The organism is Streptomyces sp. YIM 121038, assembly GCF_006088715.1.
Taxonomy (GTDB): Bacteria; Actinomycetota; Actinomycetes; order Streptomycetales; family Streptomycetaceae; genus Streptomyces.
The window spans coordinates 2,585,506-2,600,512 of record NZ_CP030771.1; the positions used below are offsets into that span (position 1 = coordinate 2,585,506).

Below are 15,007 nucleotides of genomic sequence, written 5' to 3' on the forward strand. Positions count from 1 at the left end.
CCAGGAGCGATTCATGCGAACCCAGAGCCGACGGAGGCGCGGGCCCCTGCTCGCCGCTGCCGCCGCAGGGACGCTGCTCGTCCCGTCGCTGTCCGGCTGCTGGGCCGGCGCGGGCGGGTCCGGGTCCGGCGGCGACGCCATCAACGTCCTGATGGTGAACAACCCGCAGATGGTCGAGTTGCAGAAGCTCACCGCCGCGCACTTCACCGAGGAGACGGGGATCGAGGTGAACTTCACCGTGCTGCCCGAGAACGACGTCCGCGACAAGATCAGCCAGGACTTCGCCAACCAGGCCGGCCAGTACGACGTGGCGACGCTCAGCAACTACGAGATACCCATCTACGCCAGGAACGGCTGGCTGCGCGAGCTCGGCACCTACGCCCGCAAGGACCGCGCCTTCGACCAGAACGACATCCTGCCGCCGATGCGCCAGTCCCTCACCGGCGCGGACGGCAAGCTCTACGGAGAGCCCTTCTACGGCGAGTCGTCGTTCCTGATGTACCGCAAGGACGTCTTCGACAAGGCCGGGCTCACCATGCCCGCGCGCCCCACCTGGCGCCAGGTCGCCCGTCTCGCCGCCCGGGCCGACGGCGCCGAGGAGGGCATGAAGGGCATCTGCCTGCGCGGCCTGCCCGGCTGGGGCGAGGTCATGGCGCCCCTGACGACCGTCGTGAACACCTTCGGCGGCACCTGGTTCGACAAGGACTGGAAGGCCCGCCTCGACTCCCCCGCGTTCGAGCGGGCCACGCGCTTCTACGTGGACCTCGTACGCGAGCACGGAGAGTCCGGGGCGGCGCAGTCCGGGTACGCGGAGTGCCTCAACAACCTCACCCAGGGCAAGACGGCCATGTGGTACGACGCCACGGCCGCCGCCGGATCGCTCGAATCCGCCACGTCGCCGGTCAAGGGGAAGATCGGCTACGTGGCCGCGCCGGTGGAGCGCACGCCGAGCTCCGGCTGGCTCTACACCTGGGCCTGGGGCCTGCAGAAGGCCTCCCGGAACCAGGACAAGGCCTGGAAGTTCATCTCCTGGGCATCCGGCAAGGAGTACGAGGAACTCGTCGGCGAGAAGATCGGCTGGTCCAACGTGCCCGCGGGCAAACGCGCCTCCACGTACGCCGACCCGCGCTACCGCAAGGCGGCGGCCGCCTTCCAGGGCGTGACCCGCGCCGCCATCGCGGGCGCGCGGCCGCGCGACCCGGGCGTGCAGCCGCGGCCCGCGCCCGGCATCCAGTTCGTCGGCATCCCCGAGTTCACCGACCTCGGCACGAAGGTCTCGCAGGAGATCAGCGCGGCCATCGCCGGACGCACCTCCGTCACGTCGGCCCTCGGCAGGGCCCAGGACCTCGCCGAGAAGATCTCCGAGGAGTACGAGGGCCGATGACCGCCGCACCGACAGCCACCCGCACGCCCCCGCGCGCGCCCGGCTCCGTGCCGCGCCCCTCGCCCCGGCTGCGCGCCTGGGTCACCCGGGCCCCGCTGCTCCCCGCCCTCGTCTTCATGATCGCCGTGACCCAGCTGCCGTTCGTGGCCACCCTGGTGATCTCGTTCTTCGACTGGAACGCGCTCTACCCGGACGCGCGCAGGTTCACCGGCCTCGCCAACTACCACGAGGTCCTCGCGGACGCCGACCTGCGCAAGTCCGTGCTGACGACGATCCTCCTGACGGCGACGGTCGTCCTCGCCAGCCTCGTCGCCGGGCTCGGCCTCGCGCTGCTCCTCGACCGCAGGTTCCGCGGCCGGGGGGTGGTGCGCACCCTGCTCATCGCGCCGTTCCTGCTCGTGCCGGTCGCGGCGGCCCTGCTGTGGAAACACGTCCTCTACAACCCGGAGTACGGCCTGTTCAACGGGGTCCTGCACTGGGTGGGCGGGGACGGCGCGGCCCAGCCCGACTGGATCTCCGACACCCCGCTCATCGCCGTCGAGCTGGCCCTGATCTGGCAGTGGACGCCCTTCATGATGCTGATCCTGCTCGCCGGGCTGCAGAGCCGCGACCCCGAACTCATCGAGGCGGCCCGCATGGACGGCGCGGGCAACTGGCAGGTGTTCCGCCATCTGACGCTGCCCCATCTGCGCCGCTACCTCGAACTGGGCGCACTGCTCGGCTCGATCTACATCGTGCAGAACTTCGACGCCGTCTTCACGATCACCTCCGGCGGCCTGGGCACCGCGAACCTGCCCTACACCGTCTACCAGAGCTTCTACCAGGCCCACGAGAACGGCCTGGCGTCCGCCGCCGGGGTGCTCGTCGTCATCGGGTCGATCGTCATCGCGACCTTCGCGCTGCGCGTGGTGTCGTCGCTGTTCCGCGAGGAGGTGTTCCGCGCATGACCGGTGCTTCACGCACGACCGGTGCTTCGGGTACGACCGGGGCGTCGCGATCGGCCGGGGCGTCGCGCGCGACCGCCCTGCGCGCCCCACGCGCCCCCCGCGCGGTCCGTGCCAGGAGGCTCGGCCTCGGCCTCGCCGCGTGGCTGGCCGGGATCGTGTTCTTCCTGCCGATCGCGTGGATGGCCCTGACGTCCTTCCACTCCGAGGAGGACGCGGCGACCAACCCGCCCGCGCTCGCCGCCTCGCTCACCCTGGACGGCTACCGCGAGTTCTTCGGCGCGGGCGGCGGCGCGAGCCCCTGGCCCTCGCTGATCAACTCCCTGGTGGCGTCGACGGCGTCCACCCTCCTCGTCCTGCTCCTCGCGCTGCCCGCGGCGTACGCGCTGTCCGTGCGCCGGGTCCGCAAGTGGACCGACGTCCTCTTCTTCTTCCTCTCCACGAAGATGCTGCCGGTGGTGGCGGGCCTGCTGCCCCTCTACCTCTTCGCCAAGAACACCGGCCTCCTCGACAACATCTGGCTCCTGGTCCTCCTCTACACCTCGATGAACCTGCCGATCGCCGTCTGGATGATGCAGTCGTTCCTGTCCGAGGTGCCGGTGGCCGTCATCGAGGCCGCCCATGTCGACGGCGCGCGGCTGCCCACCGTCCTGACCCGGATCGTCGCGCCCATCGCCCTGCCGGGCATCGCCGCGACCTCCCTGATCTGCTTCATCTTCAGCTGGAACGAACTGCTCTTCGCCCGGGTGCTCACCGGCGTCGTCGCCCAGACCGCACCCGTGTTCCTGACCGGCTTCATCACCAGCCAGGGCCTGTTCCTGGCGAAGGTGTGCGCCGCGTCGCTCGTCATCTCCCTGCCGGTGCTCGCCGCGGGGTTCGCCGCCCAGGACAAGCTGGTCCAGGGCCTGTCGTTGGGAGCCGTCAAGTGAAGGCCGCCATCATCGAGTCCGTCGGCACCGCGGTGGTCGGCGAGGTGCCCGACCCCACGCCGGGGCCGCGCGACGTCGTCGTCGAAGTCGCCGCGTGCGGCCTGTGCGGGACCGATCTGCACATCCTCCAGGGCGAGTTCGCCCCGACGCTGCCCGTCGTGCCGGGGCACGAGTTCGCCGGCGCGGTGGTGGACGTCGGCACCGGCGTCACGGAGCTGCGGGTGGGCGACCGCGTCGCCGTCGACCCCTCCCTGTACTGCTACGAGTGCCGCTACTGCCGCACCGGCCACAACAACCTCTGCGAGCGGTGGGCGGCCATCGGCGTCACCCGGGCCGGGGGCGCCGCCCAGTACGCGGTGGCTCCCGTCGCCAACTGCGTACGCCTCCCCGACCACGTGCGCACCCAGGACGCGGCGCTCATCGAGCCCCTCTCCTGCGCGGTGCGCGGCTACGACGTGCTGCGCGCGCGGCTCGGGGCGCACGTGCTGATCTACGGCTCCGGGACCATGGGCCTGATGATGCTGGAGCTGGCCAAGCGGACGGGGGCGGCCAGCGTGGACGTCGTCGACGTCAACCCCGACCGGCTCGCCACGGCCAAGCAGCTCGGCGTCACCGGGGCGGCCACGCGTGCCGACGAGCTCGACCGGCCGCGCCGATGGGACGTCGTCGTCGACGCGACGGGCAACGCGGCGGCGATCCAGGACGGCCTGGGGCGGGTGGCCAAGGCGGGCACGTTCCTGCAGTTCGGCGTGGCGGACTACGACACCCGCGTGGCGATCGACCCCTACCGCATCTACAACCAGGAGATCACCATCACCGGCTCCATGGCGGTCCTGCACAGCTACGAGCGCGCCGCGGAGCTCTTCGCGAACGGCGTGCTCGACCCCGACGTCTTCATCAGCGACCGGCTGCCGCTGACCGACTACCCCGAGGCCCTGGCGAAGTTCGCAGCGGGCGAGGGCCGCAAGATCGTGGTGCTTCCCTGAGCAGTTCCCTCGGCGCTCCGCGCCTCGTCCTCAAACGCCGGACGGGCTGAAAGTCCCCGGTGCGGGCCGCAGACGACATCCGGTCCGCACCGGCAACCATTCAGCCCGTCCGGCGCTTGAGGACGAGCGCGTCAGCGCGATGCAGGGCGGGGTGCCAGGGGCGGCAGCCCCTGGTTCGGGAAGGGGCGCCCGCGCGCGGAGCGCGCTGATGGACACAGCGGGGCGCACCCGCGAGGGTCGGTCGGGTGGGCGGAAAAGGCACCGAGGTAAGGGAACGGCAAAGTCCCTCCGCTCGTTACCCCAGGCATGACCGCTATGACCCCCGGCTCGAACATCCCGCTCGCCGCGACCCGCGTCGCCGTGGACGTCTCCGCCCCCGTGCGGCTCGACGTATCGGGCCTGCTGCTCACCGCCGACGGCAAGGTGCGCTCCGACGACGACTTCATCTTCTACAACCAGCCCACGGGCCCCGGCGTGGCCTACCGCTCCGGCGGTGGCAGCACACCGGACGCGATCACGGTGGACACCGGCGCCGTCCCGCCGGGCATCGAGAAGATCGTCGTCACGGCGAGCCCGGACGCCGCGGGCCAGTCCTTCCAGGGCATCGAGCCCACCGCCACGATTCGCAACGCGGACGACGGCTCGGTCCTCGCCACCTTCACCCCGCCCCAGCTCGGCGCGGAGACGGCCCTGGTCATCGTGGAGATCTATCTGCGCAACGGCGCCTGGAAGGCCCGAGCGGTCGGCCAGGGCTATGCGAACGGCCTCGCGGGCATCGCCACGGACTTCGGCGTCTCGGTCGAGGAGCCCGCCCCGGCCGCCCCGGCCGCCGCGCCCCAGGCGCCCACCGCCCCCGCCATGGCGCCCCCGTCCGGCCCGCCGGTCCAGGGCCCGCCGCCGCCCACCGCGGCCCCCCACCACGCGGCCCCGCAGGCCCCCGCGGCCCCGGCCGCCCCCGCCCCCGGCGCCGGGAAGATCAATCTGGACAAGGGCCGCGTCAGCCTCCAGAAGAACCAGACGGTGTCGCTGGTCAAGGGCGGCCGCCCGCTGCTCTCCCAGGTCAAGATGGGCCTCGGCTGGGAGCCCGCGTTCCGCGGCAAGGACATCGACCTGGACGCCTCGGTCATCGCGTACGGCCCCCAGCGCAACCACATCGACAGCTGCTACTTCGGCAAGCTGTCGATCCTGCACGGCTCCGTCAAGCACTCCGGTGACAATCTGACCGGCGAGGGCGGCGGTGACGACGAGGTGATCGTCGTGGACCTCGGCCGTCTCCCCCAGGAGGTCAGCGGCCTGGTCTTCACGGTGAACTCGTTCTCGGGCCAGAAGTTCACGGAGGTCGCCAAGGCGTACTGCCGCCTCATCGACGCGGCCACCGGCGAGGAGCTGGTCCGCTTCGACCTGACGAACGCGGAGGCGCAGACCGGCGTCATGATGGCGAAACTGATCAGGCAGTTCTCCGGCGAGTGGGAGATGACCGCCATGGGCGACTTCGTGAAGTCCCGCACGGTCCGCGGCATGGTGAAGCCCGCCGCGCAGGCCCTGTAGCCGACGGCGGGGCGGGGGCCGGGACGCGTCTCGGCCCCCGCTCTCCGGCCGGGGTCAGGGGCGCTGGCGCCGCCACGGCCCGGTGATCGCGAACATGATCCCGGGGGTCTGGATGTTCGCGTACAGGGTCCTGCCGTCCGGCGAGAAGGTGACGCCGGTGAACTCGCTGTAGGCGGGCTTCTCGGGCGTGCCCTCGTTGAGTTCGTTGCGGGCGATCGGATACGTGCGCCCGCGCTCGGTCGCGCCGAACAGGTGCTGGATCCCGTCGCCGTCCTCGGCGAGGACGAGCCCGCCGTAGGGCGAGACGGTGATGTTGTCCGGCCCGTCGAAGGCGCCGTCCTTGCCGGGGTCCTGGTTCACGCCGAGCAGCACCTTCAGGGTGAGGGTGCGGCGGCCCGGGTGGTAGAACCACACCTGCCCGTCGTGCTGCGCGCCGGGGCTCTCGGCACGGGCGTACGAGGAGACGATGTACGCGCCGCCGTCGCCCCACCACATGCCTTCGAGCTTGCGGGCGCGCGTGACGGCGCCGGCGGCGAACTGCTTGCGGACCGAGACCGTGCGGGCGTCGCGGTCGGGGACCTCCACCCAGTCGACGCCGTACACGGTGCCGATCTTCGTGGCCCGGGACAGGTCGTCGACGAACCGGCCGCCGGAGTCGAAGCACTTGGGCGCCTTCAGGACGCCCGCGTCGTCGGCGAGGGAGCGCAGCTTGCCGCGGCCGTGCTTGAAGCCGTGCGGCGGGGTCCAGCGGTAGAACAGGCCGTTGGGGCCCGCGGCGTCCTCGGTCAGATACAGGTGGCCGCGCTTGGGGTCGACGACGACGGCCTCGTGGGCGTAGCGGCCGAGGGCCTTGACGGGCTGGGGGCCGCGGTTGGCGCGCCGGTCGTAGGGGTCGATCTCGAAGACATAGCCGTGGTCCTTGGTCATGCCGTTCTGGCCGGCCTTGTCCTCGGTCTCCTCGCAGGTCAGCCAGGTGCCCCAGGGGGTGGAGCCGCCCGCGCAGTTGGTGCTGGTGCCCGCGACGCCCACCCACTCGGCGACCTGGCCGCCGCGCCGGTGCTCGACGACGGTGCAGCCGCCGGAGGCCGCCGGGTCGTAGACGAGTCCCTCGGTGAGCGGGACCGGGTACTTCCACTTGGCGCGGGCGCCGCTCAGCTCGTGGTTGTTGACGAGCAGCGTCACCCCGCGCGGCCCGTCGAAGGTGGCGGTGCCGTCGTGGTTGGAGGGCGTGAACTCGCCCGTCTCCAGCTTGGTCCTGCCGCTGTACGTGAGGACGCGGTACGAGAATCCGGCGGGCAGGGCGAGCAGGCCCGCGGGGTCGGGCACGAGCGGGCCGTAGCCGGGCCCGCCGTGGCCGCGGCCGTCCGCGTCGGCCGCGTCGCCCGCGTCGAGGTCCTGTGCGGCGAGCGCGCCGGGCGCGGTGGCGAGCGCGCCGACGCTGCCGGCGAGCGCGACGCCCGCCCCGGTGAGCGCGGATCGTCTGGCGAAGTCCCTGCGGGTGAGCGACATGGTTTCTCCTCGGGCCTGAGGGAGCGGATGCGGGCGTTCGGCCTGTCCCACGGAGTGCGTACCGCCGGGCCGCTGCCGGCGCCAGATTCCCGCTCACGTATAAACGGCGGTTGAACGCGGTCCGACTTCGGCGGTCGACTTCCGGAGTACGGCGTTCCAGCAGTGCCACCCCTTGGCGAACCAGGAGATCCGTATGACTGTGCAGAGCACCGGCCGTCGCGTTCTGGTCAGCGGCGCCTCACGCGGGCTCGGCCGGGCCCTCGCCCGCGCCTTCGCGGACAACGGCGACCGCGTGGCGGTGCACTTCGGGGCGCGCGAGGAGGAGGCGCGCGCGACGCTCGACTCGCTCGCGGGCACCGGGCACGCGCTGGTCGGCGGCGATCTGTCGGACCCCGCGGGGGCGAAGGACGTCGCGGACCGCGCTGCCGAGGCGCTCGGCGGCATCGACGTGCTCGTCAACAACGCCGCCGTGAACCTGCCGCACCCGCCCGCCACCACCTCGTACGAGGACTGGGCGGCCCTGTGGCAGCGGCACACCGCCGTCAACCTGCTGGCCACGGCGAACCTCAGTCATCTCGCCGCGCACCGGATGATCGGCCAGGGCACGGGCGGGCGCATCGTCAACATCGGCTCGCGCGGCGCCTTCCGGGGCGAGCCCGAGCACCCGGCGTACGGCGCGACGAAAGCGGCCGTGCACGCGCTCGGCCAGTCCCTCGCGGTGGCGCTCGCGCCGCACGGCATCGCGGTGGCGTCGGTGGCGCCCGGCTTCTTCGCCACCGAGCGGGTCGCGCACCGCCTCGGCGGCGCGGAGGGCGAGGCCATCCGGGCGCAGAGTCCCTTCGGGCGCACGGGCACCGCGGAGGAGATCGCGGCGGCGGTGCTCTGGCTGTCCTCGCCCGCGGCGGAGTGGGCCTCGGGCACGGTCATGGACCTCAACGGCGCCTCGTACTTGCGGACTTGAGCGCTCCGGGCCGGGGCCCGCGCGCCCGGCGTTGATCTGTACGAAGATGACGGGCACGTAACTGGTCGGAAGGGACTTCGTAAACAAGGTCAACAGACGCGGACCGGCTGTAAAGCCATGATTTACCGCAGACCGCCTTGACCGCCCTGGTCCCCGGCAATAAACAACCCCTACCTGCATCACCCACGCGGGAGGCGAGCCGGAGTGGACGCACGCCAGGCGCGCCACCTGCACGAGGACCAGCTGATGAGGCTGGCCAACGTGACCGGGGTCGGCGTCGGGAAGGACGAGCGCTCGGGCGCGGACGTGATCATCGTCTTCGTCACCCGCCGCGTGCCGCGCGACCGGCTCCGGGACGAAGACGTGGTCCCGGACGTGCTCGAGGGCGTCCCCGTGCGCGTCCTCGCCATCGGCGACGTCGGCGCGCAGGGCGGCTCCTGACGGCACGCTCCGGACCTCGGACCTCCAGCCAGGGGAAACTCAGGAAAAGGGGTGGTCTGGCGTGAGCCAGTCCGAATGGATGCGAGGACCCACCGGCGGCACCCTCAGTGACAGCTCCCGGCAGCAGGCGCTCGGCGACTTCCTGCGCCGCGAGGAGCCGCTCGCGAACGTCGTCGGCTTCGGCCACGGCGTCAAGTGGACCTCGGGAGAGCCCACCGGCGAGCCCGCCGTCCTGGTCTTCGTGACCCAGAAGGTGCCGGAGTCGCTGCTTCCCGAACGGGATGTGATTCCGCGTCAGATGGACGACGGCACGCCCACCGACATCATCGCCGTCGGCCACGTCGCCGCCCAGCGGCAGCAGCGCACCGGCGTACGGGCCGAGAACCGCGGGCGGCGCGCGTACGACGGCGACGGCGGCATCGGCGAACAGCTCGCGGGCCTCGGGCAGCCGCGGCTCGAAGAGCCCGGCGGGCTCGGCGCGTTCGAGCCGCAGCTGCTCAAGCGGCGGATGCGGCCGTGCCCCTCGGGCTTCTCCGTCGGCAACGTCCGCGTGACCGCGGGCACCCTCGGCAGCGTCGTCTACGACTTCCTGCCCGGCGCCTCCGTCGACCCGCCCGCCGCGGGCCTCGGCGTACCGGCGAAGTTCTACATCCTGTCCAACAACCACGTGCTCGCCGACTCCAACCGGGCCCAGCTCGGCAGCCCCGTCGTGCAGCCGGGCGTCTTCGACGGGGGCCAGGACCCCGCCGACCGCATCGCGACCCTGGAGCGCTTCATCACCATCCAGTTCGCCCCGCAGATCCCGCTCGACCGGCACAACAACGTGGTCGACGCGGCCCTCGCGGCCGTGGACTTCCAGGACGCCACGCGCGAGCAGTACTTCAGCGGGGCGCCGCGCGCCTGGCGGCGCAAGACCAATGTGGCGGTGGGCGACCGCGTGAAGAAGTCGGGCCGCACCACCAACATCAGCTTCGGCCGGATCATCTCCGTCGACGCGACCATCGACGTCAACTACGGCACGGCGGGCACCGCCCGGTTCAAGGACCAGATCCTCACCACGAACATCTCCGCGGGCGGCGACTCGGGGTCCCTGGTGACCTCCTTCGACAACGTCGCCCTCGGGCTGCTCTTCGCCGGCTCGTCGACGGTCACCGTGATCAACCACATCGAGAACGTCCGCGCGCTGCTGCGCGTCGAGGTAGCCGAGCAGCTGGCCTGACGGCCGGGAAGGGAGAGCCCACCCCATGACCACCCAGGCACGCAAGCAGAAGGACCGGTCCCGCGCGGAACACCACTTCTTCAACCCGCAGGGCGCCCAGGTCAAGACCCGCGACGAGGCGTTCGCCGCGCCCGCTCAGCTGGAGGTGTCCGCGGAGGCCGTCGCGACGGCCTGCAAGCTCACCCTCCACAACGGGCAGGTCACCTTCGCGATGGAGGTGAAGTACAACCCCAACACCTATCCGCACGTCGTCATCGGCGGCCGGATCACCTCGGGCATCTGCGGTGCTCCGTGGGACATCACCGGCGGCCACATCGGCGACACGCTGCGCCTGGACGCGAAGCGGGCGGGGCAGGGGTCCTGCGCGTCGACGATCACGATCGTCGGTCAGTACCAGAACCCGCCGGCGTACCGGGGGACGTACGGCTTCGAGGGCGCCACGTCGTCGTTCCGCCACACGACCCGCTACGAGTGCTAGGCCTCACGCCGGCCCGGCAGCACAGGCCCCGCCGCTCCGCGGCGGGGTGTTCTCCCACCCGCCCACCCGTACCTGCCCCGGCGACCGGGGCGGGGCCCCGACCTAGCGGCTTGCACGCCGTCGTCCGGCGACGGACGGCGGCGCGTGACCGGCAGATTCAGGAGGGGCGGGCGGGCGGGAGAAAGCCCTGCCCGGGTGGGGCTAGGCCTGTTGCGACCTGGCCTTGAAGGCCGCCTTGCGGGCCTCCTTGGCCACCTTCTTGTCCGAGTGCAGCCGCCCCATCGCCTCCAGGACCTCCGCCGTGGCCGGGTGGTCGACCCGCCACGCCGCGGCGAAGAACCCGCTGTGCTGGGCGGCGAGCCCCTCGACGAGCGCGCGCAGTTCGTCGGAGTTCCCCTCGGCCGCCAGCTGTGCCGCGACCGTGTCGATGGTCAGCCAGAAGACCATGCCCTCGGAGGGGGCGGGCACGTCGGCGGCCCCGTGCTCGGCGAGCCACACCCGTGCGAGCCCGCCGAGTTCGGCGTCGTCGAGGACCTCGCGCAGGGCGGGCTCGGCCGCGCCCCCGACGAGGGAGAGCGCCTGCTGGCAGTGGAGCCGCCGCAGCGGCGCGCCCTCGTCCGCCCCGCGCGCGGCGGCCAGCAGCTCCCGGGCCGCGGCCAGCGGCTCGCGCCCGTCGAGCCACCGCTCGATCTCGGCCTGCGCGGCGGCCCGCGGGAACGCTGCGGTGGCGTCGAGCAGCGAGTCGGCGCCCTTGTCCGCGAGGTCGCCGACGGCGGGCGCGTCGACCCCGGCCTCCAGCATCCGCGCCCGCACCCCGTAGAGACCGAGCGGCGTCAGCCTGACCATGCCGTAGCGCGTGACGTCCTCGTCGTCGACGGGCGGCAGCGGCTCCCCCGCGGTCCCGGCGGCCTCCGCGGCCTCGTCGACGTCCGCCATGAGGGCCTCGTCCACGGGCTGGTACTCGACGAGTCCGACGGGTTCGAACATCCGGAACTGGTCGTCGAGCCGCATCATCGCGTCGGAGACCTGCTCCAGGATGTCGTCGGTGGGCTCGCCCATGTCGTCCGGCACGATCATGGACGCGGCGAGCGCGGGCAGCGGCACCGCGCCGTCCTCGGGGGCGCCCTCGCTGACGGTCAGCAGATACAGATTGCCGAGGACGCCCTCCAGGAACTCGGCCTCGGCCTGCGGGTCCCAGCCCAGCTCGGCGAAGTCGATCTCGCCGCCGCCCTGGATGACGTCGACGAGGTCCTCCAGGTCGGGCACCGTCGCGTCGGCGAAGACGGTGTCCAGGGCGCCGAGCCAGATGCCGAGGACGTCCTGCGGGCCGCCCGAGGTGATCAGGGCGAGGTCCTCGCCGGTGGCGACGGTGCCCTCGGCGTCGTCCTCGTCGGCGTCCTCGACCTCGACGAGGCCGGTGTCGACGGCGACCCGCCAGGCCTCGCTCGCGTACGCCGCCGCGTCCCCGGCCTCCAGACCGTCCACCCCGTCGACGAGGCCGAGCTCGGCCGCCGCCGCGGGCAGCTGCTCGTCGACGAGCTCGCCGCCCGCGCCGACCCGCGTGTCGGGCCCGGCCCAGCGGGCGAGCCGCACGGCGCGGGCGAGCAGGGGGGTCGCGAGCGCGTCCCGCGCGAGCTCCGCTTCTGAGTGCAGCAGCACCGGCGGCAGGGTGGCGGGGCTTTGGGACATCGGCTGGTTCTCCTGACGGGCCTGACGGGGTACGGGTCTGCTGCGTGCAGCGTAGACGGGTTTGCCCGGTTGCCGCCCACCGCGCCCCCGGGCCCGGCTCCCCCGGGACACATCCCGGGCCCCACTCCCCCCGACGCCTCCGCGCCCCCACCCCCGGGCCTCCGCCCGTGCCCCGCCGGGTCTCCGCCCGTCCGTCGCCTGCGGGTGCATCGTGGCCGGTCGCGCAGTTCCCCGCGCCCCTACAGGGCACCCCGCCCACGTCGCCCGCGGTGTTCCGCGCTTGCCCCTCTTTGCCTCAGTTCATGTCCCTGTCAGAAGACGTACAGCCTCGGGACACCGCTCCGACCTTGACAACTCCCCTGGTCACACCGGAGATTGACGCGCGTAGAGCGCCACCTCCCCGAGTCGCGTGCCCTCTGCCCCTCAACCCCGAACCCGGAGTCCTCGATGTCCCACATATCCCGGTCCCGCATGCCCAGATCCGCCGCCGTGAGCGCGGTCGTCGCCACCGCCCTCGCCGCCGGTCTGCTCGCCGCGACCAGCTCGGCGGCCTCCTCCACGGCCGCGGACGCCGGCGAGGTGCGCGTGCACGACGTCCAGGGCGGCACGCGCCTCTCCCCGCTCGCGGGTCAGCAGGTCGCCGACGTGCCGGGCATCGTCACCGGAGTACGGACGTACGGCTCGAAGGGCTTCTGGATCCAGGACGCGAAGGCGGACGACGACCCCGCCACCAGCGAGGGCGTCTTCGTCTACACCGGCACCACGCCGACCGTGAAGGCGGGCGACGCGGTCCGCGTCTCCGGCACGGTCACCGAGTACGTCCCCGGCGGCGCCGCCTCCGGCAACCAGTCCCTCACGCAGCTCACCAAGCCGACCGTGACCGTCGAGTCCTCGGGCAACGAGCTGCCCGCCCCCGTCACGATCGGCGCCAAGTCGGTGCCGTCCGCGTACGCGCCCGCCGGTGACCCGGCCGACGGCAACAGCGTCAACAAGCTGCCGCTGCGGCCCCGCGCGTACGCCCTGGACCTCTACGAGTCCCTTGAGGGCATGAACGTACGCGTCGGCTCCTCGCGCGTGGTCGGCGCGAGCGACCCGTACAACGAGCTCTGGGTGACCGTGAAGCCGCACGAGAACACCACCCGGCGCGGGGGCGCGCGCTACGGCTCGTACGAGGCGCAGAACACCGGGCGGCTCCAGATCCAGCAGCTGGCCCCGGTCGCCGAGCGGCCGTTCCCGAAGGCGGACGTCGGGGACGCCCTGACCGGGACCACCGAAGGGCCGCTGGACTTCAACCAGTTCGGCGGGTACACGCTCGCCGCGCGCTCCCTCGGCGAGGTCGTGCGCAAGGGCCTGGAGCGGGAGCGCACCCGGCCGCAGCGCGAGCGCGAGCTCGCCGTGGCGACGTACAACGTGGAGAACCTGGACCCGGGCGACCCGCAGGCCAAGTTCGACGCGCTCGCGCAGGCGGTGGTCACGAACCTCGCCTCGCCGGACGTCGTGGCCCTGGAGGAGATCCAGGACAACAACGGCGCGAAGAACGACGGCACGGTGGCCGCCGACCAGACCCTGAAGAAGTTCACGGACGCCATCGCCGCGGCGGGCGGCCCGCGCTACGCGTGGCGCTCGGTCGACCCGGAGAACAACAAGGACGGCGGCGAGCCCGGCGGCAACATCCGCCAGGTCTTCCTCTACAACCCCGAGCGGGTGTCCTTCACCGACCGCCCGGGCGGCGACGCGACCACGCCGACGGACGTCGTGCGCGAGGGGAAGCGCGCCGCGCTCACCCGCTCGCCCGGCCGGATCGACCCGGCGAACGAGGCGTGGACCAACAGCCGCAAGCCGCTCGCGGGCGAGTTCACCTTCCGCGGCAGGACCGTCTTCGTGATCGCCAACCACTTCGCCTCCAAGGGCGGCGACGAGTCCCTGACCTCCCACCACCAGCCGCCGAGCCGCTCCTCGGAGGTCCAGCGCGTGAAGCAGGCCACGGCGGTCAACGCCTTCGTGCGCAAGGTCCGCGCGGCCGAGCGGAACGCGGACGTCGTGGTCGTCGGCGACATCAACGACTTCGAGTTCTCCCCGGCCACCCAGGCCCTGGAGGCGGGCGGCGCGCTGCGCGCGGGCATCAAGTCCCTGCCCCGCGCCGAGCGCTACTCCTACGTCTACCAGGGCAACTCCCAGGTCCTCGACCAGATCCTGGTCAGCCCGGGGGTCGGCCGCTTCGCCTACGACAGCGTCCACGTGAACGCCGAGTTCGCCGACCAGAACAGCGACCACGACCCCCAGGTCATCCGCTTCAAGCCGTAGGCCCCACGCCGAAGGCGAACCGGTACCGCTTCAAGGTGCCGTCCGCCACCGCGCCCCCGGTCTCCTGCGTCCACTGCGCGTACGTGAGGCCCCGCGTCCCGTCCGTACTCAGATGCGCGTGCGCGGCGACGAGGCCGGGCACCCCGGCGTGCGCGGCGAGCGAGGCGTCCGCCCAGCCTCGGCGACGGTCGGGGTCCGCCCCTTCGAGGTCGGCCTCGACCGTCGTGAAGCCCGTGGGCACGCCCGCTTCCGGGCCCACGCTCCGGTAGCGGCTCGTCTTCGTCAGACCGACCCGCTCGATCCCCGGCACCGCCGCGTCGATCTCCGCGTTCCGCTCGTCGCGCCCCCGCGCGAAGAAGTCCTGGTAGGCCTGCTCGTCGCGCCACTGCGAGTGGTGCATCAGGGTCCGGCCGTCGAGGCCCTCGTACACGCTGTACGACAGCAGCCCCTCGTGCGGCCACTCCCGGCTCTCCCAGGCGCGGGCGATCGCCTCGGCCGCGGCCCGCTGCCGCTCGGGCGTGCCGAGGCGCCAGGTGCTGAAGAAGGTCAGGCCCGCGTCCCCGGCGAGCGGGGCGGGGGGTGTGGTCAGGCGCTGCGTCATCGGGGTCCTCCGAG

13 protein-coding genes are annotated in these 15,007 nt (G+C 72.7%); 10 read left to right on the forward strand and 3 right to left on the reverse strand.

Annotation, left to right across the window (positions count from 1 at the left end; genetic code table 11):
- Window positions 1–13 precede the first annotated feature (13 nt).
- The 5 genes from C9F11_RS10690 (at window position 14) to C9F11_RS10710 (ending at window position 5,791) form a co-directional block, all read left to right on the forward strand.
- Window positions 14–1,384 (forward strand): sugar ABC transporter substrate-binding protein, encoded by a 1,371-nt coding sequence (locus C9F11_RS10690; protein ID WP_138959046.1) that lies wholly within the window; start codon window positions 14–16, stop codon window positions 1,382–1,384.
- Entirely contained in the window at window positions 1,381–2,331 is a 951-nt protein-coding gene (locus tag C9F11_RS10695; RefSeq protein WP_138959047.1) for a sugar ABC transporter permease, read from the forward strand. The genes C9F11_RS10690 and C9F11_RS10695 overlap by 4 nt, the downstream gene beginning before the upstream one ends.
- Window positions 2,328–3,257, forward strand: a complete 930-nt coding sequence (locus tag C9F11_RS10700) for a carbohydrate ABC transporter permease (RefSeq protein ID WP_249401675.1) — start codon at window positions 2,328–2,330, stop codon at window positions 3,255–3,257. Before C9F11_RS10695 ends, C9F11_RS10700 begins: the two co-directional genes overlap by 4 nt.
- A complete protein-coding gene (locus C9F11_RS10705) occupies window positions 3,254–4,243 on the forward strand; it encodes a zinc-dependent alcohol dehydrogenase family protein (protein WP_138959048.1) in 990 nt (329 codons plus the stop codon). Before C9F11_RS10700 ends, C9F11_RS10705 begins: the two co-directional genes overlap by 4 nt.
- A gap of 315 nt (window positions 4,244–4,558) precedes the next feature.
- Window positions 4,559–5,791, forward strand: a complete 1,233-nt coding sequence (locus tag C9F11_RS10710) for a TerD family protein (RefSeq protein WP_171076072.1) — start codon at window positions 4,559–4,561, stop codon at window positions 5,789–5,791.
- Window positions 5,792–5,845: 54 nt separating this feature from the next.
- On the opposite strand, the gene C9F11_RS10715 is transcribed toward C9F11_RS10710, so the two are convergent.
- Window positions 5,846–7,300, reverse strand: a complete 1,455-nt coding sequence (locus tag C9F11_RS10715; RefSeq protein WP_138959050.1) for an alkaline phosphatase PhoX — start codon at window positions 7,298–7,300, stop codon at window positions 5,846–5,848.
- A gap of 193 nt (window positions 7,301–7,493) precedes the next feature.
- Between C9F11_RS10715 and C9F11_RS10720 the strand changes: the two genes are divergently transcribed.
- The 4 genes from C9F11_RS10720 (at window position 7,494) to C9F11_RS10735 (ending at window position 10,399) form a co-directional block, all read left to right on the forward strand.
- The gene (locus C9F11_RS10720) at window positions 7,494–8,261 is read left to right on the forward strand and encodes an SDR family oxidoreductase (RefSeq protein ID WP_138959051.1); all 768 of its coding nucleotides are present in this window, start codon (window positions 7,494–7,496) and stop codon (window positions 8,259–8,261) included.
- Between the two features lie 204 nt (window positions 8,262–8,465).
- A complete protein-coding gene (locus tag C9F11_RS10725) occupies window positions 8,466–8,702 on the forward strand; it encodes a hypothetical protein (protein WP_249401676.1) in 237 nt (78 codons plus the stop codon).
- Between the two features lie 61 nt (window positions 8,703–8,763).
- The gene (locus C9F11_RS10730; RefSeq protein WP_249401677.1) at window positions 8,764–9,921 is read left to right on the forward strand and encodes a S1 family peptidase; all 1,158 of its coding nucleotides are present in this window, start codon (window positions 8,764–8,766) and stop codon (window positions 9,919–9,921) included.
- 25 nt (window positions 9,922–9,946) lie between these two features.
- Window positions 9,947–10,399 (forward strand): hypothetical protein, encoded by a 453-nt coding sequence (locus C9F11_RS10735; protein ID WP_138959052.1) that lies wholly within the window; start codon window positions 9,947–9,949, stop codon window positions 10,397–10,399.
- Window positions 10,400–10,600: 201 nt separating this feature from the next.
- Here the strand turns inward: C9F11_RS10735 and C9F11_RS10740 are convergent, their stop codons facing one another.
- The gene (locus C9F11_RS10740; protein WP_138959053.1) at window positions 10,601–12,088 is read right to left on the reverse strand and encodes a hypothetical protein; all 1,488 of its coding nucleotides are present in this window, start codon (window positions 12,086–12,088) and stop codon (window positions 10,601–10,603) included.
- 471 nt (window positions 12,089–12,559) lie between these two features.
- Here C9F11_RS10740 and C9F11_RS10745 point away from each other — a divergent pair, with 471 nt between their 5' ends.
- Complete coding sequence (locus tag C9F11_RS10745; RefSeq protein ID WP_249401678.1) at window positions 12,560–14,392, forward strand: endonuclease/exonuclease/phosphatase family protein; 1,833 nt, start codon at window positions 12,560–12,562, stop codon at window positions 14,390–14,392.
- Here C9F11_RS10745 and C9F11_RS10750 read toward each other — a convergent pair.
- The gene (locus C9F11_RS10750) at window positions 14,382–14,993 is read right to left on the reverse strand and encodes an antibiotic biosynthesis monooxygenase (protein ID WP_138959055.1); all 612 of its coding nucleotides are present in this window, start codon (window positions 14,991–14,993) and stop codon (window positions 14,382–14,384) included. The genes C9F11_RS10745 and C9F11_RS10750 overlap by 11 nt on opposite strands.
- Window positions 14,994–15,007 lie beyond the last annotated feature (14 nt).

Excerpts from the sequence above, each read along its gene's own strand:
- C9F11_RS10690 (WP_138959046.1), top strand. The coding sequence starts at position 14 with ATGCGAACCCAGAGCCGACGGAGGCGCGGGCCCCTGCTCGCCGCTGCC.
- C9F11_RS10695 (WP_138959047.1), top strand. The coding sequence starts at position 1,381 with ATGACCGCCGCACCGACAGCCACCCGCACGCCCCCGCGCGCGCCCGGC.
- C9F11_RS10700 (WP_249401675.1), top strand. The coding sequence starts at position 2,328 with ATGACCGGTGCTTCACGCACGACCGGTGCTTCGGGTACGACCGGGGCG.
- C9F11_RS10710 (WP_171076072.1), top strand. The coding sequence starts at position 4,559 with ATGACCCCCGGCTCGAACATCCCGCTCGCCGCGACCCGCGTCGCCGTG.
- C9F11_RS10715 (WP_138959050.1), bottom strand. The coding sequence starts at position 7,300 with ATGTCGCTCACCCGCAGGGACTTCGCCAGACGATCCGCGCTCACCGGG.
- C9F11_RS10720 (WP_138959051.1), top strand. The coding sequence starts at position 7,494 with ATGACTGTGCAGAGCACCGGCCGTCGCGTTCTGGTCAGCGGCGCCTCA.
- C9F11_RS10735 (WP_138959052.1), top strand. The coding sequence starts at position 9,947 with ATGACCACCCAGGCACGCAAGCAGAAGGACCGGTCCCGCGCGGAACAC.
- C9F11_RS10740 (WP_138959053.1), bottom strand. The coding sequence starts at position 12,088 with ATGTCCCAAAGCCCCGCCACCCTGCCGCCGGTGCTGCTGCACTCAGAA.
- C9F11_RS10745 (WP_249401678.1), top strand. The coding sequence starts at position 12,560 with ATGCCCAGATCCGCCGCCGTGAGCGCGGTCGTCGCCACCGCCCTCGCC.
- C9F11_RS10750 (WP_138959055.1), bottom strand. The coding sequence starts at position 14,993 with ATGACGCAGCGCCTGACCACACCCCCCGCCCCGCTCGCCGGGGACGCG.